The following is a 20288-nucleotide window of genomic DNA, read 5'->3' as shown; positions in this document are numbered from 1 at the left end:
AGCCTGAAATGCTCGCTGGCGAGCGGGTGCGATCTGCCCCGATTGTTAGCGGTGGACCGTCCCCTGTGCGTCCCCCCGGGGCGCCGGCTGGGGAGGGAGGATCTTCATGACGGCTTTCTCGCTGGGGGCGTTCGGGTTCCCGGAGGTTCATGCCGACGGACGCTCGATCAAGCTGAACCTGCGCAAGGGCCTTGCGCTGCTGATCTATCTTGCGGAGGCCAAAGGCGCCGTTGCGCGCGATGTCATCGCCACTCTGCTTTGGCCGGAAACGCCCCGAGAGACCGGTCTCGCCCGATTGCGGCGCCTGCTTCACCGCATCGAGCTTACGCTTGACCAACCGGTTTTCGAGACCGACCGCACCAGTGTGCGTTGGTCACCGGCGGTCGAGCTGAAGATCGACTCGCAGCTGTTCGAGAGCGCCTGCGATCGCGGCGAGTTTGAAGCGGCCTGCCAGCTTTATCGGGGTGACTTTCTCGCCGGCTTCTCTCCGGACCACTCTCCTGAATTCGACGACTGGTCATTCTTTCGCCGTGAGGCGCTGAGGGGACGGCTCATGCACGCGCTCGAACGTCTCGTGCAGGACAAGAATACAGCCGGCGATCATTTTGCCGCGACCGCGCATGCGGGCCGTCTGGTCGAGCTCGATCCGCTCAGCGAGGTCTATGGCCGGCATCTGATCCGAAGCCTGCTGCTCGCCGGCGACCGAAGCGCGGCGGAGCGGCATCACGCGGCACTGACGCAGCGTCTGCGCGACGAGCTTGGCGTCGCGCCGGAAGCCGAGACCGAAGCGCTGATGAGCCCCGCGGCGGCGCCGCATTCCGTTCCGGCGACACGCTATGTGAAGGGCTCAGATGTGCATCTTGCGTATCAGACCTACGGAAGCGGCCCGCTCGACATCCTGGTCATGCCCGGCTTCGTGTCGCATGTGGAGCGCGCCTGGGAGCATCCCGCGAGCCGGACGTTTCTGGCGTCGTTGATGAAGCTTGGACGCCTGATCGTGTTCGATCGCCGCGGCATCGGGTTGTCCGACCGGGTTGGATCGGCTCCTGATATCGACGTCACCGCCGAGGATATCGGCACCGTGTTGCGGGCGGCGGATGCGCGCCGCGTCGTGCTGTTCGGGGCATCCGAATGCGGGCCGGCCTGCATCAAGTTCGCGGTCGATGACCCGCACCGCGTGGCCGGGCTCATTCTGTTCGGTGCGCTGGCCAAGGGCTGCTGGTCACAGGACTATCCGCACGCGCTGCGCGCCAGCCAGTATGACGCCTGGAGCCGCCACCTCATCGCGCAATGGGGCGGGCCGGTCGGGATCGAAGCCTTCGCGCCGAGCCTGGCCAATGATCCGCAGGCGCGCGCCTGGTGGGCGGGGCTGCTGCGCGCCGCCTCCAGTCCCGGCGGCATCTCGGCCGTGCTCGCGGCGTTTCGCGATGCCGACGTGCGGCACCTTCTGGCGCGAATTGCCGTGCCGACGCTGGTGCTGCACCGGCGGAACGACCAGGCCGTGCGGATCGCCGCCGGCCGCGACATCGCGAGCCGGATCAGCGGCGCGGAGTTCGTCGAGCTCGACGGCCATGATCACTGGTTCTTTGCCGGAGATCAGCAGCCGGTGCTCGCGGCGATCAGGCGGTTTACGGAGGCGTTGCCGCGGGAGGGGAAGGCGGGGCGGTAAGAGAGATCACACCGCCTCGAGCTGATCCGCCGCGCGCTTCTTCCTTGCCCTGGACTGGCTGAGCAGGGGGCCCGCCGTCAGCGCCGCCGTATCGGCCACGCCCGGATCGCGCGACACCATCGCCGCGACGATGGCACCGTCGATCAGCAGGCCGAGCTGATGCGCCAGCACGAGGGGTTCGCTGGATCCGAGCTCGCCGGCGAGCTTCTCGATGTGGCCGAGCACGATCTTCTTGTGTTTCAGCGCGATATTGCGGAACTGCTTGGCGTCCTTGTCGTGCTCGCCGACCGCGTTGATGAAAGGGCAGCCGTAGAAGCGCTCTTCCGCAAACCAGCTCTTCAGCGCCGGGAAGATGCGCGTGAGTTTGGCCTGCGCGTCGCCGCCGCCTTCCTCCATGGCGCCGATGAACCATTCGCGCCACTGCTTGCCTTCGCTCTCCAGCACCGCGTTGACGAGATTGGTCTTGGAGCCGAACAATTTATAGAGCGTGGTCTTCGCGGTGCCGGCTTCCTCGATGATCGCATCGATGCCGGTGGCGTTGATTCCGTTCTTGCAGAACAGATGCGTCGCGGCGCTCAGGAGGCGCCCGCGCGCGGACTCGTCTTCGCCCGTGACGGCGTGGGGCGAATTCTTCTTCGATGACGGCTTGTTCGGTGAGGGCTTGGCCATGAGTCCAAACTTACCCGCAGCAGCGCCGCATCAGCAAGCCGCATCTGTTCCGAGCCGAAAAGATTCGCACGAGAAGGCGCATCTGCATCGCCTTTGAGCAAACGGCGGCTGATCAATCCGCAGGCAGCGCAGGCTAAGCGGCTCCAATGCTTCGCCTTTTGTTTTTGGCCGGCTCTGGCACGCTCCATGCAAGGAAACAGACCGTTCGGTATCCTACCGATTTCCACTTCTGCCAGGGAGAAGATGATGACTGCCGTCGTTCAGAAGACAGTGCTGACGGGTTGCCTCGCGCCCATCGACAAGAATGGCCTCGAGCAACTGATCGCGAGCGGCAAGGCCAATCCGAAGGTCGTCAAGACCTTGAAGTGCAAGACGGTCGCGGAAGGCAAGTTCCGCCACGCCAACTACATCCGCAATCTGCCGCCCTACATCGTCGACGAGCCCCCGGGTCTTCTGGGTGACGACACCGCGCCAAATCCGTCGGAAGCCTCGCTCGCCGCGCTCGGTTCCTGCCTTGCGGTCGGCCTGCATGCCAACGCCGTGCACCGCGGCTGGATCGTCAACAAGCTCGAGCTCGAACTCGAAGGCGACCTCAACATCACGGCCGTCTGGGGCACCGGCGACGTCTCCGACAAGCCGGTCGGCTTCACCGATGTGCGCGTCAAGGTCGACATGGAATGCGAGGGCATCTCGCAGGACGAGATCAACGCGCTGGTCGCCCATGTGAAGAAATGGTCGCCGGTCGCCAACACCTTCACCCGCCCGGTCAATCTCGAGGTCGGCGTCTAGGCTGACGGCAACAGGGCAAGGTGCGGGAGACGATCATGGGTTCACTGGCTTTATCACGGGCCGAAGTTTTGGATCAGCCCGCACCGTCCATTGCAGGGGAGGTGGCGCGGATCGCGCGGGCGCAGCTTGCGCCGCTCGCCGCCGGCATCGACGACGGCACGGTCTATCCTGCCGCGGTGTTGCGCCAATTCGGCGAGGTCGGCGCCTGGAGCAGTCACGTGCCCCACGAAGGTCCTGCCGATTTGCGCTGCGCCATCCAGGCGATGGCGGCGATCGGCGAGGTCTGCGGCGGCACCGCCTTCATGGCCTGGTGCCAGAACACGCTGGTCTGGTACGCCGCCAACTCCACCAACATGAAGCTCGCCAAGCGCTTCGGCGATGCGTTCTCGACCGGGCGGGTGCTCGGCGGCACCGGGCTCTCCAATCCGATGAAGAGCTTCTTCGGTATCGAAAAGCTCAAACTGAAAGGGCGAAAGGTCGACGGCGGCTACATCGTCCGCGGCGCGCTGCCCTGGGTCTCCAATCTCGGTCCGGACCATTACTTCGGCACGATCTTCGAGCGCGAGGACGAGCCGGGCACCGTGATGTTCCTGGCTGACTGCGCTGATCCCGCCATCACGCTGACGCCGTGCAAGCCGTTCCTCGCCATGGACGGCACCGGCACCTATGGCGTGCAGTTCCGCGACACATTCGTGCCGGACGAGCTGATCCTGGCCGACCCCGCCGCGCCTTTCGTCAAGAAGATCCGCGCCGGCTTCATCCTGCTCCAGGCCGGCATGGCGCTCGGCCTCATCAAGGACTGCATCAACATCATGGACGAGGTCGACAATCCGCTCGGCCACATCAACCGCTATCTGCCGCAGCAGCCGGTGCATTTCCGCGATCTCGCCGCCGAGCTCGAGGCGGAGACCATGGAGCTGGCGCGCGATCCGTACAACGAGGAGGAGACCTACTGGCGCAAGGTGATCGCGCTCAGGCTTCGTGCCGGCGAGGCCAGCGTCGCGGCGGCGCATGCGGCGATGCTGCATTGTGGCGCCCGCGGCTATCTCAAGAGCCACCGCGCGCAGCGGCGTCTGCGCGAGGCCTATTTCGTCGCGATCGTCACGCCGGCCACCAAGCAGCTGCGCAAGATGCTCGCCGAGTCCTGAGTTTCAAGTCTCGAGTTTCAAGTCCTGAGTTTCGAGTCCTGAGCTTCACGAGTCCACCCCAGAAGACCACTTAACCTCAACGGAGAGGCTGCCAATGACGGACGTTCTGATCTCTGCCAGCGAACTTGCCGATCTCTTGAAGACCGAGCCCTGTGTCGTCATCGACACCCGCAACCCCGACGCCTACGGCGCCGGGCACCTCCCCAATGCCGTGAACGTCCATGAGATTTTCACGTTCCTTGCGACCTCGACGCCGGAGGGCATGGCCGAGCTGAAGACCAAATTCGCCGATGCCTTCGGCGCGGCCGGCCTCTCCGGCAAGGAAACCGCCGTGGTCTACGAGCAATCGATGAACTCCGGCTTCGGTCAGTCCTGCCGCGGCTATTATCTGCTCACCATGCTCGGCTATCCCAAGATCAAGGTGCTGCATGGCGGCTTCGATGCCTGGGCCGCCGCGGGTCTTCCGGTGACCAAGGATGTGCCGGCGCCGGCGAAGGCCTCGTTCTCGATCGTGCCCGAAGCAGGCGAGATCCTGATCGATGCGAAGACCATGCTCGCCGCGGTCGGCAAGCCCGGCATCGCCATCCTCGACGTGCGCGATGTCGACGAGTGGATCGGCGACAGCTCCTCGCCCTACGGCAAGGATTTCTGCCCGCGCAAGGGCCGCATCCCCGGCGCCGTGTGGCTGGAATGGTACCGCATGATGAAGCCGACCGCCGAAGGTCCGCGCTTCAAGTCCAAGGACGAGATTTTGGCGGAATGCGCCACCGTCGGCATCTCGACGACCACGCCGGTCTATCTCTACTGCTTCAAGGGCGCGCGCGCCTCGAACACGTTCCTGGCGCTTAAGAACGCCGGCGTGAAGGACGTGCGGATGTATTTCGGCTCCTGGAACGAATGGTCGCGCGATCCGTCGCTGCCGATCGAGCAGGGATTGCCGATCGCATCGGAAATGACGACCAAGGCGGCGTGAGCGCTCGCCATCACGTGGCACGCGGACGGGGCGCAATTCCCAGCGCCTTGATCCGCGATGCCAGCGTGGTCGGCTTGATGTCCAGCATCTCTGCTGCCCCGCCGGGGCCGAACACTTTTCCCGCGCAGGCCTCGAGCGCGGCCAGGATGTTGGCCCTTTCGTGATCGCGCATCTCCGCTGACGTCATGACCGCCGGGCGCGCCTCCGCCTTCTGGCGGGCGGCGCCGGTCTGAGCCAGCGCGCCGGATGCATCCGGCAGGTCGATCCGCAAGCGGCCGTTTTGCGACAGGATCGCACCGCGCTCGATCACGTTCTGCAATTCGCGGACATTGCCGGGCCAATCGTACCGGGTCAGCCGCCGCGCGTCGCCTTCGGACAGGCGCAGATTCGACTTCAGCGCCTTGCTCTCGCGCGTCAGGAAATGCTGGGCGAGCAGGGGAATGTCCTCGCGCCGCTCGCGCAAGGGTACCGTCTCGATCGGAAACACGTTGAGGCGGAAATAGAGGTCCTCGCGAAAACGGCCGCGCTGCACCTCCTGCTTGAAATCGCGATTGGTCGCGGCGATGACGCGGACGTCGACCGCGCGCGTGCGCTCCTGACCGACCCGCTCGAAATTGCCCTCCTGCAACACGCGCAGCAGCTTGCCCTGAAGTTCGAGCGGAATCTCGCCGACCTCGTCGAGGAACAGCGTGCCGCCGTCGGCGAGCTCGAACCGGCCGATACGGTCGCGCGTTGCGCCGGTAAAAGCGCCGCGGACGTGGCCGAAGAACTCGCTCTCGAACAATTCGCGCGGGATCGCGGCGCAGTTGACGCGGATCAGAGGCCGGTCGCTGCGGGTGGAAGCCTCGTGAATCGCGCGGGCGATCAGCTCCTTGCCGGTGCCGGACTCGCCCGTGATCATCACCGCAGCCGTGGTCGGCGCCACCAGCTTGACCTGACGCAGCGTCTGCTGGACCGCCTCGCTTTGACCGATGATGCCGCGGGGGTTGGTCTCGATGCGGATTTCCTCCTGGAGATAGGCGTTTTCCAGCTCGAGCCGCTCCCGCAGGCGGTCGACCTCGGTGAGTGCGGCGTGCAGCTTCTCGTCGGCCTCGCGCCGCTGGCTGACGTCGCGAAACACCACGACGGCGCCGACCACCACGCCGCGGTCGCGGATCGGGGTAGAGGTGTATTCGACCCAGGCCGGCGAGCCGTCCTTGCGCCAAAACACCTCGCCGTCGACCTGGTGCACGGCGCCGTCGCGGAACGCCGCATAGATCGGGCAATCGTGGTTGTGATAGTGCCGGCCGTCATGGTGGGTGTGGTGCATGATCGGGTGGATTTCCTTGCCGACCAGCTCCTCGGCAGTCCAGCCGAGCATGCGCTCGGCCGCGGGGTTCACGAAGGTGGTCTTGCCTTCTGCGTTGACGCCATAGATGCCTTCGCCGGCGGCGCGCAGGATCAGCTGGTTTTCGCGCTCGATGTCCTGGAACACCCGCTCGACCCGCTGCCAGGTCGAAATGCCGCTGCGCATGTGGTCTTCGGCGGCGGCATCGACATTGCGGCGGCGGCGCGCTTCGAGATCGGTCAGCGTGAGCAGCACCAGCGTGCCGCCGTCATGCGGCAGCAGGCAGCCGGCGTATTCGAGTCTTAGATTTTGCCCGGTGGCGTGGCGGGGGGTGAGCGCCGTGGTCCAGTAAGCGCCCTTGTGAAGCACGGCCTGGGTGAACACGGTGAGGGCCGGGAGCTGGCCGGTATGAAGGGTGCTGGCCTTGGTCTGGCGCAACAATGCTCGGTCGTAGCCGAGCAGGGCGCAGGCGGCCGGATTGGCATCGACGATCTGGTCGCCATAGGGATCGACCAGCAGCGTTGCCTCGACCGAGGATTCGAACGCTCCGACACGCGGGTCGACGGCTTCGGCCGCATCGTTGTGGCTGGGCATTGGCGTCGTTGCCATTGCGAGATCTCGTAATTGAACTACGAAATATCGTTTATCACGACTTTTCGTAGTGGCCAAGTGTGACCGAAAGCTCTGCGTCATCAACGCACTGGCGGGCGGAGAGGCGGTGGCATGCTCCTTGCGTAATTACCCTCGCAATGACGCGCAGGAGGTCCGATGTCCATTTTCGACAATCCGTTTGATCCCGATCGCAACCTTCGAGCCGGCTGTGCCTGTGGCCAGCACCAATCCGCGGCAGAGCATGAGCAGGCCACGGCGCTGCGCTGCGAGCCCGCTGAGAGCGAGGAGAAGCGTTACGAGGGCGTCGTTGCATCTGCGGTGATGCGCGCGATGTTTCCGCAGGACGCGGCGCGGCGCGCGTTCCTGAAGTCGGTCGGTGCGTCCACGGCGCTGGCCGCGCTGTCGCAATTCTTCCCGATCAAGACGGCGACCGAAGTCTTCGCGCAGACCGGCGCGCCCGAGAAGAAGGACCTCAAGGTCGGCTTCATCCCGATCACCTGCGCGACACCGATCATCATGGCAGCGCCGCTCGGCTTCTATGCCAAGCATGGTCTCAATGTCGAAGTCGTCAAGACCGCCGGCTGGGCGGTGATCCGCGACAAGACCATCAACAAGGAATACGACGCCGCGCACATGCTGGCCCCGATGCCGCTCGCGATTTCGCTGGGCCTGGGAGCCAATGCCATTCCCTTCACGGTGCCCGCGATCGAGAACATCAACGGGCAGGGCATCGTGCTGGCGACCAAGCACAAGGACAAGCGCGATCCGAAGGACTGGAAGGGGATGAAGTTCGCAATTCCCTTCGACTATTCCATGCACAATTACCTGCTGCGGTATTATCTCGCCGAGCACGGGCTCGATCCCGATACCGACGTGCAGCTGCGCTCGGTGCCGCCGCCGGAAATGGTGGCGAATCTGCGCGCCGACAACATCGACGGCTTCCTCGCGCCCGACAACATCTGCCAGCGCGCGATCTACGACGGCGTCGGCTTCATGCACCTCTTGTCCAAGGAAATCTGGGATGGCCATCCCTGCTGCAGCTTTGCCGCCAGCAAGGAATTCATCACGACGGCGCCGAACAGCTTTGCCGCGCTGACGCGCGCCATCGTCGATGCCACCGCCTATGCGTCGAAGGCGGAGAACCGCAAGCAGATCGCGGAAGCCATCGCGCCCGCCAATTACATCAACGCGCCGGTCACGGTGCTGGAGCAGGTCCTGACCGGCACCTATGCCGACGGCCTCGGCGGCGTGAAGACGGACGCCAAACGCGTCGATTTCGATCCGTTCCCCTGGCAGTCCTTTGCGGTGTGGATGCTGACGCAGATGAAGCGCTGGGGCCAGATCAAGGGCGACGTCGACTACAAGGCGGTCGCCGAGCAGGTGTATCTCGCCACCGACACCAGGAAGCTGATGACCGAGATGGGCCTGTCGCCGCCCGCGAGCGCCTACAAATCGTTCGCGGTGATGGGAAAGACTTTCGATCCGGCGAAGCCCGAGGATTATGTCGCGAGCTTCAAGATCAGGAAGGCATCGTGAGGGGCCGCGCGCGCTCTCCGTTGTCGTCCCGGCGAAGGCCGGGACCCATACCGCGTGATCGGTCGATTTCGAACGGCAGCGGTACCGAACGACCAGTCTTAGCCAAACGTCTCCCTGGGGGTATGGGTCCCGGCCTTCGCCGGGACGACGTGTGGAGAGGTCTTGCGACATGACATCCTCCCTCCGCCTCCGCGCCGGCCTCGTCTCGATCGTTCTGCTCGCCGCGTTCCTCGGCATCTGGCATCTGGCCACGCGATCGACGGCACCGGTCGCGACGATGAGTCCGGAATACGCCAAGCTGATGGGCCTGACCGCGACGCAGGGCAAATCCGCCATGCCGGGTCCGATCGACGTCGGCGCAAAACTCTGGGAGCATCTGAAGCGGCCGTTCTACGACAATGGGCCGAACGACAAAGGGCTCGGCATCCAGCTCGGCTATTCCATCGCGCGCGTCGGCACCGGCTACCTGCTGGCCGTGCTCGTCGCCATCCCGCTCGGCTTCCTTATCGGCATGTCGCCGCTGTTGAGCAAGGCGCTCGATCCCTTCATCCAGGTGTTGAAGCCGATTTCGCCGCTGGCGTGGATGCCGCTCGCGCTCTACACCATCAAGGATTCCTCGATCTCAGCGATCTTCGTGATCTTCATCTGCTCGATCTGGCCGATGCTGCTCAACACCGTGTTCGGCGTGGCCAGCGTGCGCAAGGAATGGATCAACGTCGCGCGGACGCTGGAGGTCGGCACCATCAGGCGCGCCTTCACCGTGATCCTGCCGGCGGCCGCGCCCACGATCCTGACCGGCATGCGCATCTCGATCGGCATCGCCTGGCTCGTGATCGTCGCCGCCGAAATGCTCGTCGGCGGCACCGGCATCGGCTATTTCGTCTGGAACGAGTGGAATAACCTCTCGATCACAAACGTCATCATCGCGATCCTGCTGATCGGGGTCGTCGGCATGCTGCTCGACCAGATCCTCGCGCGCTTCACGCGCATGGTCACATTTCCGGAGTAGGGGCTGTGACCGACAAATTCATCTCCATCGAAGGCATCGCAAAACGCTATCCGGGCGCGAGCGGCGCCACGACGACGATCTTCGAGAATCTGTGGCTCTCGATGGCGCGCGGCGAGTTCTGCTGCGTGATCGGCCATTCCGGCTGCGGCAAGACCACGGTGCTCAACATCCTCGCCGGCCTCGATGCGCCGAGCGAAGGCACGGTCATCGTCGACGGACAGTCGATATCAGGCACCAGCCTCGACCGTGCCGTGATCTTCCAGAGCCATGCGCTCTTGCCCTGGCGCACCGTGCTCGGCAATGTCGCCTATGCCGTGAGCTCGAAATGGCGGCGCTGGGACCGCGCCAAGGTCAAGGCGCATGCGCAGACTTTCATCGATCTCGTGGGCCTGACGGGTTCGGAGCACAAACGACCTTCCGAACTCTCGGGCGGCATGAAGCAGCGCGTCGGCATCGCGCGCGCTCTCTCGATCACGCCCAAGATGATGCTGATGGACGAGCCGTTCTCCGCGCTCGACGCGCTGACGCGCGGCACGCTCCAGGACGAGGTGCGCCGGATTTGTCTGGAGACCGGACAGACCGCATTCATGATTACCCACGACGTCGACGAGGCGATCTACCTTGCCGACAAGATCTTTCTCATGACCAACGGGCCCGGCGCGGTGCTGGCGGAGGTCGTCGAAAATCCGCTGCCCAGGGATCGCGGTCGTACGGACCTGCACCGCCATCCGCTCTATTACGCGCTGCGCAATCACATCATCGATTTCCTGGTGACGCGCAGCAAGACCTTCACCGCCGAGACACCCGATCACGATCCGCGCAACGTGCCGATGGTGCATATCGGCAAGCCCGGACTGACGATCGCGGCCAGCGACGAACCACGACAAACACGGATACCCGGGACCAGTCCCGGACTTACTGCCTAGAAGGGAGACTGACATGAAACGCGAAGACCTCACCGAGAAGCTGCTCGACATCAAGCGCGAGAAGGGCTGGAGCTGGAAATACATCTGCGAGAAGATCGGTGGCTATTCGGAGGTGCTGATAACAGGCGCGATCCTCGGCCAGATGAAATTGACGAAGCCGCAGGCCGCCAACGCCGCCGAACTGTTCGGCCTTACCAAGGCAGAGACCACGATGCTCAACGAGACGCCGATGCGCGGCATGCCGATGCCGCCGACCGATCCCCTGATCTATCGCTTCTACGAACTGGTCATGGTCAACGGCCCGGCCTGGAAGGCGCTGATCGAGGAGGAGTACGGCGACGGCATCATGTCGGCAATCGACTTCGACATGGTGATGGAGCGCCTGCCCAATCCGAAGGGCGACCGCGTCAAGATCACCATGAGCGGCAAATTCCTGCCGTACAAATATTACGGCGCCAGCGGCAACGTTCCGGAGTATGGCTTCAAGGAAGGCTGACGGGGGCGAGTGGGGAATTGCGAATAGCGAATGGCTTCTTGCCGCTCGCTATTCGCTCCTCGTTACAGGATCGCGCCCGGCGTGTACTTCGCCGCTTCAGGATTGGCCCTGGCGAGCGCGTCGACCTGCTCGGCGAAGTAATCGACCTGGGCGCCGGCGTCGCCGGAATTGGCGCGACCGTGGTCGAGCACGCGCTGCAATTCGGCTTCGCTCATGCCGAGGCGCGGATCGGCAGCGAGACGCTGCAGCAGGTCGTTCTGCACGATCTTGCCGGTGCGCAGGTCGCGAATGGCCGCGACCGCATGCTCCTTGATCGCCTCGTGCGCGCCTTCACGGCCGGCACCCTTTTTCACCGCTTCCATCATGACCGTGGTGGTCAGCAGGAAAGGCAAATAACGGTTGAGCTCGGTCGCGACGACGGCGTCGAATATTTCCATCTGGTCGAGCACCGAGAGCAGGGTCTCGAGCAGGCCGTCCATGGCGAGGAAGGCATCGGGCAGCATCACGCGGCGGACGACGGAGCAGGAGACATCGCCCTCGTTCCACTGTTCGCCGGCGAGGCCGGCGGCCATGGCGAGATAGCCCTTCAGCACCACATGCAGGCCGTTGATGCGCTCGCAGGAGCGGCTGTTCATCTTGTGCGGCATCGCGGAAGAGCCGACCTGGCCCTTCGCAAAACCTTCGCTGGCGAGCTCATGGCCCGCCATGAGGCGCAACGTCTTGGCGAAGCTGCCGGGACCGCTGGCGAGATCGACGAGGACGCTGACCGCGCGGAAGTCGAGGCTGCGGGGATACACCTGGCCCACGGCATCGAAGCTCTTGGGCAGGCCGAGATGGACCAGGATGCGCTGCTCGAGCGCACGCGCCTTGCCGGCATCGCCGTTGAACAGGGTGATCTGATCGAGCCGCGTGCCGACGGCGCCCTTCAGGCCGCGCGCGGGATAGGTTTGCAGCAAATTGGCCAGGCTCTGGTGCGCCAGCAGCATCTCTTCACCGAACATGGCGATGCGCTTGCCGAGCGTCGTGACCTGCGCAGCCACGTTGTGGGTGCGTGCCGTGAACGGGATGTCTCGCAATTGCCTGGCGTGCTTCGCAAAACGGATCAGCGCGGCGATGCACTTGGTCTCGACGAGCTGCAGTCCGCGATAGACCTGCAGCTGCTCCACGTTCTCGGTGAGGTCGCGGCTCGTCATGCCCTTGTGCAGGTGCTCATGACCGGCAAGATCGCAGAACTCCTCGATGCGCGCCTTCACGTCGTGGCGGGTGACGCGCTCGCGCCGCATGATGGAGGCGAGGTCAACCTGGTCCTTCACCCGCTCGTAGCTGTCGATCACGCCATCCGGCACGGGAATGCCGAGATCGCGCTGCGCTTTCAGCACGGCGATCCAGTAGTCGCGTTCGAGGCGAACCTTGCCTTCGCCGCTCCAGATGGCGCGCATGGCGGGCGAGGCATAGCGTTCGGAAAGGACGTTGGAGATATGGTCCGGGGTGCGATCTTGGGTGCGATCTTGGGGCATACCGCCCATTTGGCATTGCCCGGGGCTGGCTGCAAGCCCGAGCGGCGAATGGGGTTTCCGTCGCCATTCGCCACTCCCTTTTTAACTACTTTCCCGCCTTCACCTCGGCGGCCGCCGCCGCGATCAACTCGCTCATCTTGGCGCGAATCGCCTGTTCGGTGACGGCCACGTTCTTGGCGGCGAAATCGGCCATGACCTTGCGCAGGACGTCGGCATCGCCGGCTTCCTCGAAATCGGCCGCGACCACTTCCTTGGCGTAGGCCGTGGCGGCTTCCCCGGTGATTCCGAGCTTTTCGGCCGCCCACAGCCCGAGCAGCCGGTTGCGGCGGGCTTCCGCCCTGAATTTCTGCTCCTCGTCGAGGGCGAACTTCTTCTCGAAGCCTTCCTCGCGCTTGTCGAACGTGCTCATGCCTTTTCCAATTCCCTGCTGACTGGCCCCGGCGGCCCTCGTTGCGAGAGCCCCGGTCCATGCCTAGATAGGAGGCAAGAATCGGCAAAACAACGAGCCGTTAAGCCGCAGGCAAGACGGTATAAGTTGATGCCGGACGGCCGGATCGATTGTGCTTGGACAGCCAATCGGATAGGTTGCCTAAGGCTGGGTTCCCGTTCTGTTTCCGCGGGTTCCGGGCCGTTCACGGCAGCTCCGCTGTGGGTCGTAGGTCTCGTCAACCGGAGCACACCAGATACATGGATTTCAACAAAACACGGTACATCCCCATGAGCCGTCGGCGTCGCATTTATGAAGGCAAGGCAAAGGTTCTTTACGAAGGCCCGGAGCCCGGTACCCTGATCCAGCACTTCAAGGATGACGCCACCGCGTTCAATGCGAAAAAGCATCAGGTGATCGAGGGCAAGGGTGTCCTCAACAACCGGATCTCGGAGTACCTGTTTCAGCACCTCAACGACATCGGGGTGCCGACCCATTTCATCCGCCGCCTCAACATGCGCGAGCAGCTGATTCGCGAAGTCGAGATCGTGCCGCTGGAAGTGGTGGTGCGGAACGTTGCCGCCGGCTCGCTGTCGCAGCGACTCGGCATCGAGGAGGGCACGCAGCTGCCGCGCTCGATCATCGAATTCTACTACAAGAACGACCAGCTCAACGACCCCATGGTGTCGGAAGAGCACATCACCGCCTTCGGCTGGGCGACGCCGCAGGAGATCGACGACATCATGGCGCTCGCCATCCGCGTCAACGACTTCCTCACCGGCCTCTTCCTCGGCATCGGCATCCGCCTCGTCGACTTCAAGATGGAATGCGGCCGGCTGTTCGAGAACGAGATGATGCGGATCATCGTCGCCGACGAGATCTCGCCGGATAGCTGCCGTCTGTGGGACATCAAGTCGAACGAGAAGCTCGACAAGGACCGTTTCCGCAGGGATCTCGGTGGGCTCCTCGAAGCCTATACCGAAGTCGCCAAGCGTCTCGGCATCCTCATGGAGAACGAGCGTCCGGCGGGCTCCGGCCCGGTGCTGGTGAAGAGCTAAAAGGGGATTTGGACGTGAAGGCACGTGTCACCGTTACCTTGAAGACGGGCATCCTCGATCCGCAGGGAAAGGCCATCGAAGGCGCGCTGAAGTCGCTCGGCGTCGACGGCGTCGCCAGCGTCCGGCAGGGCAAGGTGTTCGACATCGAGCTTGCCGGCGCGGACAAGGCCAAGGCGGAGGCGGCGTTGAAGGACGCCGCCGACAAGCTGCTGGCGAACACCGTGATCGAGAACTATCGGGTCGAGTTGATCGGGTGAACGGGATGGCTCACAGCCAACCGACCCGACGAAAACGCCAGTACAGCGCGCCGCACGACGTCAGCATCACGCCGAGCAGCGTGTAGTAGCCGTACTCCCAGTCCAGCTCCGGCATGTGCTTGAAGTTCATGCCGTAAATGCCGGCGAGCGCGGTCGGGATGGCGATGATCGCGAGCCAGGAGGCGAGCTTCTTCGACACCGCCGTCTCCTGGGCCTGGCCGACCAGCAGGCTCGCCTCGAAGGCGAACGCCAGCACCTCGCGCATGGAATCGATACGCTCCTGGATATTGCGAACGTGGTCCGTGACGTCGCGGAACAGCGGCTGCATGGTCGCGCGCACCATCGCAAGCTCGTCGTGCTCCAGCCGGCGGCAGACCTCCACCAGCGGGCCGATCGCGTTCCTGAGCCGCAAGAGGTCACGGCGCAGCATGTAGAGCCGCTCGATCTGCGCCTTGCTGATCGGCTTGGAGAGCACGTCGTCCTCGATGCCCTCGACCTCGTCGTGAATGCTTTCGAGCACGGGCGAGTAGTTGTCGACGATGAAATCGAGGATGGCGTAGAGGATGTAGTCTTCGCCGCGCGCGAGCGCCCGCGGGCAGCTTTCGCAGCGCTCGCGCACCGGTGTGTAGGACGTCGAGGCGCCGTGGCGCACCGAGACCAGATAGCCTTCGCCGACGAAGATGTGGGTCTCGCCGAAGGCGATGCGGCCCTCGATCAGCTGCGCCGTCCGCGCCACGATGAACAGCGCCTCGCCATATTGCTCGATCTTGGGCCGCTGATGAGCGTGGTCGGCGTCCTCGATGGCGAGGTCGTGCAGGTCGAACTGCTTCTGCACGGCGGCGAGGAGCGCCATGTCGGGCTCGTGCAGGCCGATCCAGACCACGTGGCCGGGCTTGGCCCGCCAGCTCGAGGCCTCGCTGATGGCGATATTGGCGACGCGCCGGCCGTCGACATAGGCGCCGGCGGCGACGACGCCCTCGGTGGACACCGGCTCGGAGAGGGATGCGGGCAGCGACGGGACATTCATGGCTTCAATCCCGGCAAATCGGTCGGCCAACGGCATGCGTCCATAGCCTGTGCACAAGGCCGCTTGCGGAGGCTAGCACTGGTAAAATCCCCGTCAAATGGATATGTCTCTTCACGATTTGGCCCGTTGGCCACCCCGAATCCCGCCACCGTCGGAACCCCTGCCATGAAAGCCGCCATTCTCGTCTTTCCCGGAATCAACCGCGAGCGCGACATGGCGCGCGCCTTGAGGCTGATCTCGGGCCGCGAGCCCGCGATGGTCTGGCACGCCGAGACGTCGCTGCCGGCAGGAACCGATCTCGTGGTGGTGCCGGGCGGCTTTTCCTATGGCGATTATCTTCGTTGTGGCGCCATCGCAGCGCGGGCGCCCGTGATGGATGCGGTGCGCGACTACGCGGCCAAGGGCGGCCTCGTGCTCGGCGTCTGCAACGGTTTCCAGATCCTCTGCGAATCCGGGCTGCTGCCGGGCGTGCTGATGCGCAATGCGCGGCTGAAATTCATCTGCCACGACGTGCATCTGCGCGTCGAGCGCTCCGACACGCCGTTCACCCGCGGCTACAATGCCGGGCAGGTGATCCGCGTCCCCGTCGCCCATGGCGAGGGCAACTACGAAGCGGATGAAGAGACCATCAAGCGCATCGAAGGCGAGGGGCGGGTGCTCTATCGCTACTGTTCCCCCGACGGCGCGGTTGACGAGAGCCACAACATCAACGGCGCGGCGCATTCCATCGCCGGCCTCGTCAACGACAAGGGCAACGTGCTCGGCATGATGCCGCATCCGGAAAACCACGTCGAAGATATCATGGGTTGCACCGACGGCCGCGGCCTGTTCGCGGGCCTGGTCCAGCATCTTGACCGTGCGGCGTGAATGGGGTTCTGACTTGGCGGTTGAATTTCAACGTTTGAGGCGCAACTTCAGCCGCTCGGCCGGCACCGTCATCGCGGCGACGCCCGCCATGACCAGCAGCAGTCCCAGCGCCAGGTTCGACGGCACGCTCTCGCCGAGCAGCAGCACGGACAGGCCGACGCCGATCGGGATACGCAAGTACCCTTGCGCGTTGGTCGTCAGCGTTCCGAGCCGGCCCAGGCACATGTAGAACAGCATCAATCCCAAGGCGCTGGAGACGATACCCATCACGATGGTGGCGACGATCGCCGTCGGCGTCGGATGCAGCGTCCAGGGCTGGTCGATGATCAGCGCGGGCGGCAGCAATACGAGGCCGCCGAACAGCAGGGAGCCTGCCGCCACCACCATCGGGTCGTAGTCGGAGAGCCGCAGGCCGAAGATCGTCGCGCAGGCAAAGGAGATGGTGGCGAGCAGGATCGCGATCTCCGCGATAATCTCACTACTGAGCCCGCGCAGCGCGTCGAGGCCGACGATGACGATGGTGCCAGCAAGGCCGAGGATCGCGCCTGCGAGTTTGAGCAGCGTTGCCGGCTCGTGCCGCGTGATCAGCGAGGTGATCAGGAAGGCGAAAATCGGCGTGGTGGAGGCCAGCACCACCGTGTTCGAGGCTGGTACATATTGCTGCGACCAGGTGATGATCAGGAACGGGAATGTCGAGTTGATCAGCTGCTGGGTCGCGAACAGCTTCCAGGCTTTTGCGTCGGTGGGGATCCTGATGCTGCGCATCCCCAGGATCGCGAACAGGAACGCGGCCGCGATCAGCGAGCGCGCGGAGATGAAAGTGATCGGCGGGATGGTGGGAAGCGCCAGCTTGGCCAGTGGATAGGTGGAGCTCCAGCAACAGGCGAGCGCGAACAGCAGCGCGTAGTCGCGCCAGTTGCGCGCGCCGGTGGCGGTCATGGATGGCAATGGCGATGCGACGGAGGCCGCTGTGCGGCCCGTCCTTGATGTGCTCTGCGGCACCCTTGTTTTTGCTCCCCGGCGCGATAGCGCTTGACCCAACTCTGGGCGAGGGGACGCGAAAAGGGAAGGCGTCGAGCTATGCGTTTGGCTGCACGGCGGGCTTCCGCTTCACCCGCTTGATCGTGCCGGAGAAGGTGAACAGGGGCCGTCCGCCCGATGTTAGCTTGCCGCGCAGGAAGATTAGCGAGCCGCCGGCACGGGAAACCTCGCCCACACACTCGATCAGCTCGCCTTCGCGGGCTGCGTCGAGGAAATCGCAGGCGAAATTGGTGGTCACTGCCGGCCCGTCCAGTTCGTGGGTGGCGATCGCGAACAGGCAATAGTCGGAAAATGCCATGAAGCAGCCGCCATGGACGTTGCCGGAGCCGTTGAGGTGCTTTTTCTCGACCCGGAAGGCGCTGCGGACGCTGCCGTCGTTCTCGATCCTGTGCCAGAACGGGCCGATATGGCTCTCGAAACTGTCGCGAATCCAGGTCCGCCAGCCCTTGAATTCGCCCTCGGTGGCGACGTGCAGGTCGGGGCGGCGGGGCGGCGGCGCTTTGGTCAATTCGTGCAAAGAAACGGGCCTTCAATTACGGGTCTTCAGCCCTTAAATCCGATCCGTCAGCGCCTTGCAATTCCCGTTCCCGCATCCCCCGGCCGCAAAACGTGGGACAGCGGGAAAATGCTTCATAAAGGGCTTTTCGTAGGCCCCCGATGTTCCTAAGAACGGCCAACCGCCGCCGAAAGCCTCGAATCCATGAAGAATGAACCCAAGATCACCCCCGAACTGGTTGCCGCCCACGGGCTAAAGCCCGACGAGTATGAGCGCATCCTAAAGCTGATCGGGCGGGAGCCGACCTTCACCGAGCTCGGCATCTTCTCGGCGATGTGGAACGAGCACTGCTCGTACAAGTCCTCGCGTATCCATCTGAAGGGCCTGCCGACCAAGGCGCCCTGGGTGATCCAGGGCCCCGGCGAGAATGCCGGCGTGATCGACATCGGCGACGGCCAGGCCGTGGTATTCAAGATGGAGAGCCACAACCATCCGAGCTATATCGAGCCCTATCAGGGCGCGACCACCGGCGTCGGCGGCATTTTGCGCGACGTCTTCACGATGGGCGCGCGGCCGATCGCCTGCCTCAATGCGCTGAGCTTCGGTGCGCCCGAGCATGCCAGGACGCGGCATCTCGTCTCCGGCGTCGTCGCGGGAGTCGGCGGCTATGGCAATTCCTTCGGCGTGCCGACGGTCGGCGGCCAGGTGCGCTTCCACACTCGCTATGACGGCAACATCCTCGTCAACGCGATGGCGGTCGGCCTCGCCGACGCCGACAAGATCTTCTATGCCGCCGCCTCCGGCGTGAACATGCCGATCGTCTATCTCGGCTCCAAGACCGGCCGCGACGGCATCCACGGCGCCTCGATGGCCTCGGCCGAATTCGACGACAAGTCCGAGGAGAAGCGCCCGACCGTGCAGGTCGGCGATCCCTTCGCCGAGAAGCTGCTGCTGGAGGCCTGCCTCGAGATCATGGAGCAGGGCTGCGTCATCGCGATCCAGGACATGGGCGCGGCCGGCCTGACCTGTTCGGCGGTCGAGATGGGCGCCAAGGGCGACCTCGGCGTCGATCTCGATCTCGACGCGGTGCCGACCCGCGAGACCGGCATGAGCGCCTACGAGATGATGCTCTCGGAGAGCCAGGAGCGCATGCTCATGGTGCTCAAGCCCGAGAAGGAAAAGGAAGCCGAAGCGATCTTCAAGAAGTGGGGGCTCGACTTCGCCGTGGTCGGCTACACCACGCCGAGCAAGCGCTTCGTGGTCAAGCATGGCGGTGACGTCATGGCCGATTTGCCGATCAAGGAGCTTGGCGACGAGGCACCGCTCTACGACCGCCCGCATGTGCCCTCCGCCGCGCTGCCGATCGTGCATGCGCGCGAGGTGCCGGCGCCGATGGGTCTCGGTGCAGCGCTGGAGAAGCTGATCGGCACGCCCGACATGTGCAGCAAACGCTGGGTCTGGGAGCAGTACGACCACGTCATCCTCGGCAACACCATGCAGCGTCCCGGTGGCGATGCCGCCGTGGTGCGCGTCGAGGACGGGCCAAAGGGCCTAGCGCTGACCGTCGACGTCACGCCGCGCTATTGCGAGGCCGATCCCTATCAGGGCGGCATGCAGGCGGTGGCGGAAGCCTGGCGCAACATCACCGCGGTCGGCGGCAAGCCGCTCGCGATCACCGACAATCTCAATTTCGGCAATCCGGAGCGGCCCGAGATCATGGGCCAGTTCGTGGGCTGCCTGAAGGGCATCTCGGAAGCCTGCCGCACGCTCGACTTCCCGGTCGTGTCCGGCAACGTCTCGCTCTACAACGAGACCAACGGCCGCGCGATCCTGCCGACGCCCTCGATCGGCGGCGTTGGCCTGCTCGACGACTTCACCAAATCGGCTTCGCTCGCCTTCAAGGCCGAGGGCGAGGCGATCCTTCTGGTCGGCGAGACCCATGGCTGGCTCGGCCAGTCGGTCTATTTGCGCGACATCTGCGGCCGCGAGGAGGGCGCTCCGCCGCCGGTCGATCTCGCCGCCGAGAAGCGCAACGGCGACTGCGTGCGCGGCATGATCCATGCGGGCACCGCAACTGCCGTGCACGACCTGTCGGATGGCGGCCTACTGATCGCGCTCGCCGAGATGGCGATGGCGAGCGGCATCGGCGCCAAACTGCTGGCGGCGCCGACCGCGCTGGTGCCGCAGGCCTATTGGTTCGGCGAGGACCAGGCGCGCTATCTCGTCACCGTGCCGGAAACCGAAGCCGGCCTGGTGCTCGCCAAGATGCGCGGCTGCGAGGTGCCCTGCGTGCGGATCGGCACCACCGGCGGCGACGCGATCGCCATCGCCGGCGAGGCGCCGGTCGCGATCGATACGCTGCGGACCTCGTTCGAGCGCTGGCTGCCGGACTATATGGGCGGGAAGGCGGCGTAAGCTGCTTCAACGGAGTTGAGAGAGCGTGC

At 64.6% G+C, this 20288-nt stretch carries 19 protein-coding genes; 12 read left to right on the top strand and 7 right to left on the bottom strand.

The genetic code is table 11. The annotated features are described in order from the left end of the window. Positions 1-106 precede the first annotated feature (106 nt). Entirely contained in the window at positions 107-1669 is a 1563-nt protein-coding gene (locus JQ572_RS23875; RefSeq protein WP_211385256.1) for a bifunctional AfsR/SARP family transcriptional regulator/alpha/beta hydrolase, read from the top strand. Positions 1670-1675: 6 nt separating this feature from the next. Here the strand turns inward: JQ572_RS23875 and JQ572_RS23870 are convergent, their stop codons facing one another. Further along, a complete protein-coding gene (locus JQ572_RS23870; RefSeq protein WP_211385255.1) occupies positions 1676-2338 on the bottom strand; it encodes a TetR/AcrR family transcriptional regulator in 663 nt (220 codons plus the stop codon). A gap of 246 nt (positions 2339-2584) precedes the next feature. On the opposite strand from JQ572_RS23870, the gene JQ572_RS23865 reads away from it, so the two are divergent. From JQ572_RS23865 to JQ572_RS23855, 3 genes are all read left to right on the top strand, one after another. Next, entirely contained in the window at positions 2585-3127 is a 543-nt protein-coding gene (locus JQ572_RS23865; RefSeq protein WP_211385254.1) for an OsmC family protein, read from the top strand. A gap of 35 nt (positions 3128-3162) precedes the next feature. Next, entirely contained in the window at positions 3163-4275 is a 1113-nt protein-coding gene (locus JQ572_RS23860; RefSeq protein ID WP_211385253.1) for an acyl-CoA dehydrogenase family protein, read from the top strand. A gap of 94 nt (positions 4276-4369) precedes the next feature. Next, complete coding sequence (locus JQ572_RS23855; protein WP_211385252.1) at positions 4370-5248, top strand: sulfurtransferase; 879 nt, start codon at positions 4370-4372, stop codon at positions 5246-5248. Positions 5249-5258: 10 nt separating this feature from the next. Here the strand turns inward: JQ572_RS23855 and JQ572_RS23850 are convergent, their stop codons facing one another. Further along, positions 5259-7184 carry a sigma 54-interacting transcriptional regulator gene (locus JQ572_RS23850; protein ID WP_211385251.1) on the bottom strand — a complete coding sequence of 642 codons (1926 nt, stop codon included), beginning with the start codon at positions 7182-7184 and terminating at the stop codon, positions 5259-5261. A 159-nt stretch (positions 7185-7343) separates the two neighbouring features. Between JQ572_RS23850 and JQ572_RS23845 the strand changes: the two genes are divergently transcribed. The 4 genes from JQ572_RS23845 (at position 7344) to cynS (ending at position 11154) form a co-directional block, all read left to right on the top strand. Next, positions 7344-8723 (top strand): CmpA/NrtA family ABC transporter substrate-binding protein, encoded by a 1380-nt coding sequence (locus tag JQ572_RS23845; RefSeq protein WP_211385250.1) that lies wholly within the window; start codon positions 7344-7346, stop codon positions 8721-8723. A gap of 169 nt (positions 8724-8892) precedes the next feature. Then, positions 8893-9732: a nitrate ABC transporter permease gene (gene ntrB, locus JQ572_RS23840; protein WP_211385249.1), complete on the top strand. Its 840-nt coding sequence runs from the start codon at positions 8893-8895 to the stop codon at positions 9730-9732. Positions 9733-9737: 5 nt separating this feature from the next. Further along, positions 9738-10658, top strand: a complete 921-nt coding sequence (locus JQ572_RS23835) for an ABC transporter ATP-binding protein (protein ID WP_211385248.1) — start codon at positions 9738-9740, stop codon at positions 10656-10658. 13 nt (positions 10659-10671) lie between these two features. After that, positions 10672-11154 (top strand): cyanase, encoded by a 483-nt coding sequence (gene cynS, locus JQ572_RS23830; protein WP_211385247.1) that lies wholly within the window; start codon positions 10672-10674, stop codon positions 11152-11154. A gap of 62 nt (positions 11155-11216) precedes the next feature. Here cynS and purB read toward each other — a convergent pair whose 3' ends face one another. Then, on the bottom strand, positions 11217-12671 hold the full coding sequence (gene purB, locus JQ572_RS23825) for an adenylosuccinate lyase (protein ID WP_211385246.1): 1455 nt from the start codon (positions 12669-12671) through the stop codon (positions 11217-11219). Between the two features lie 85 nt (positions 12672-12756). After that, positions 12757-13080: a DUF1476 domain-containing protein gene (locus tag JQ572_RS23820; RefSeq protein ID WP_211385245.1), complete on the bottom strand. Its 324-nt coding sequence runs from the start codon at positions 13078-13080 to the stop codon at positions 12757-12759. A gap of 308 nt (positions 13081-13388) precedes the next feature. On the opposite strand from JQ572_RS23820, the gene purC reads away from it, so the two are divergent. Together purC and purS are read left to right on the top strand one after the other, a co-directional pair. Then, a complete protein-coding gene (purC, locus tag JQ572_RS23815; protein WP_008974302.1) occupies positions 13389-14156 on the top strand; it encodes a phosphoribosylaminoimidazolesuccinocarboxamide synthase in 768 nt (255 codons plus the stop codon). Between the two features lie 14 nt (positions 14157-14170). Continuing rightward, a complete protein-coding gene (gene purS / locus JQ572_RS23810; RefSeq protein ID WP_007602264.1) occupies positions 14171-14413 on the top strand; it encodes a phosphoribosylformylglycinamidine synthase subunit PurS in 243 nt (80 codons plus the stop codon). A gap of 10 nt (positions 14414-14423) precedes the next feature. Here purS and JQ572_RS23805 read toward each other — a convergent pair whose 3' ends face one another. After that, entirely contained in the window at positions 14424-15440 is a 1017-nt protein-coding gene (locus JQ572_RS23805; RefSeq protein ID WP_211385244.1) for a magnesium and cobalt transport protein CorA, read from the bottom strand. Positions 15441-15605: 165 nt separating this feature from the next. Between JQ572_RS23805 and purQ the strand changes: the two genes are divergently transcribed. After that, entirely contained in the window at positions 15606-16307 is a 702-nt protein-coding gene (gene purQ, locus JQ572_RS23800; RefSeq protein WP_211385243.1) for a phosphoribosylformylglycinamidine synthase subunit PurQ, read from the top strand. A 27-nt stretch (positions 16308-16334) separates the two neighbouring features. Here purQ and JQ572_RS23795 read toward each other — a convergent pair whose 3' ends face one another. Together JQ572_RS23795 and JQ572_RS23790 are read right to left on the bottom strand one after the other, a co-directional pair. Beyond that, a complete protein-coding gene (locus JQ572_RS23795; RefSeq protein ID WP_211385242.1) occupies positions 16335-17309 on the bottom strand; it encodes a DMT family transporter in 975 nt (324 codons plus the stop codon). Between the two features lie 76 nt (positions 17310-17385). Then, positions 17386-17865 (bottom strand): PaaI family thioesterase, encoded by a 480-nt coding sequence (locus JQ572_RS23790; protein ID WP_211385241.1) that lies wholly within the window; start codon positions 17863-17865, stop codon positions 17386-17388. 183 nt (positions 17866-18048) lie between these two features. On the opposite strand from JQ572_RS23790, the gene purL reads away from it, so the two are divergent. Next, positions 18049-20259: a phosphoribosylformylglycinamidine synthase subunit PurL gene (gene purL / locus JQ572_RS23785; protein ID WP_211385240.1), complete on the top strand. Its 2211-nt coding sequence runs from the start codon at positions 18049-18051 to the stop codon at positions 20257-20259. Positions 20260-20288 lie beyond the last annotated feature (29 nt).

Origin of the sequence: Bradyrhizobium sp. SZCCT0153 (assembly GCF_018129995.1) — a bacterium.
GTDB classification, from domain to species: Bacteria; Pseudomonadota; Alphaproteobacteria; order Rhizobiales; family Xanthobacteraceae; genus Bradyrhizobium; species Bradyrhizobium japonicum_G.
This window is presented reverse-complemented; position numbering and strand designations above follow the sequence as displayed.

Bases quoted from the DNA above. Each gene is read 5' to 3' on its own strand.
- JQ572_RS23850 (WP_211385251.1), bottom strand. From the start codon at position 7,184: ATGGCAACGACGCCAATGCCCAGCCACAACGATGCGGCCGAAGCCGTC.
- JQ572_RS23805 (WP_211385244.1), bottom strand. From the start codon at position 15,440: ATGAATGTCCCGTCGCTGCCCGCATCCCTCTCCGAGCCGGTGTCCACC.
- ntrB (WP_211385249.1), top strand. From the start codon at position 8,893: ATGACATCCTCCCTCCGCCTCCGCGCCGGCCTCGTCTCGATCGTTCTG.
- JQ572_RS23875 (WP_211385256.1), top strand. From the start codon at position 107: ATGACGGCTTTCTCGCTGGGGGCGTTCGGGTTCCCGGAGGTTCATGCC.
- JQ572_RS23820 (WP_211385245.1), bottom strand. From the start codon at position 13,080: ATGAGCACGTTCGACAAGCGCGAGGAAGGCTTCGAGAAGAAGTTCGCC.
- JQ572_RS23845 (WP_211385250.1), top strand. From the start codon at position 7,344: ATGTCCATTTTCGACAATCCGTTTGATCCCGATCGCAACCTTCGAGCC.
- purL (WP_211385240.1), top strand. From the start codon at position 18,049: ATGAAGAATGAACCCAAGATCACCCCCGAACTGGTTGCCGCCCACGGG.
- purB (WP_211385246.1), bottom strand. From the start codon at position 12,671: ATGCCCCAAGATCGCACCCAAGATCGCACCCCGGACCATATCTCCAAC.
- cynS (WP_211385247.1), top strand. From the start codon at position 10,672: ATGAAACGCGAAGACCTCACCGAGAAGCTGCTCGACATCAAGCGCGAG.
- JQ572_RS23855 (WP_211385252.1), top strand. From the start codon at position 4,370: ATGACGGACGTTCTGATCTCTGCCAGCGAACTTGCCGATCTCTTGAAG.
- purQ (WP_211385243.1), top strand. From the start codon at position 15,606: ATGAAAGCCGCCATTCTCGTCTTTCCCGGAATCAACCGCGAGCGCGAC.
- JQ572_RS23870 (WP_211385255.1), bottom strand. From the start codon at position 2,338: ATGGCCAAGCCCTCACCGAACAAGCCGTCATCGAAGAAGAATTCGCCC.
- JQ572_RS23865 (WP_211385254.1), top strand. From the start codon at position 2,585: ATGACTGCCGTCGTTCAGAAGACAGTGCTGACGGGTTGCCTCGCGCCC.
- JQ572_RS23860 (WP_211385253.1), top strand. From the start codon at position 3,163: ATGGGTTCACTGGCTTTATCACGGGCCGAAGTTTTGGATCAGCCCGCA.
- purC (WP_008974302.1), top strand. From the start codon at position 13,389: ATGAGCCGTCGGCGTCGCATTTATGAAGGCAAGGCAAAGGTTCTTTAC.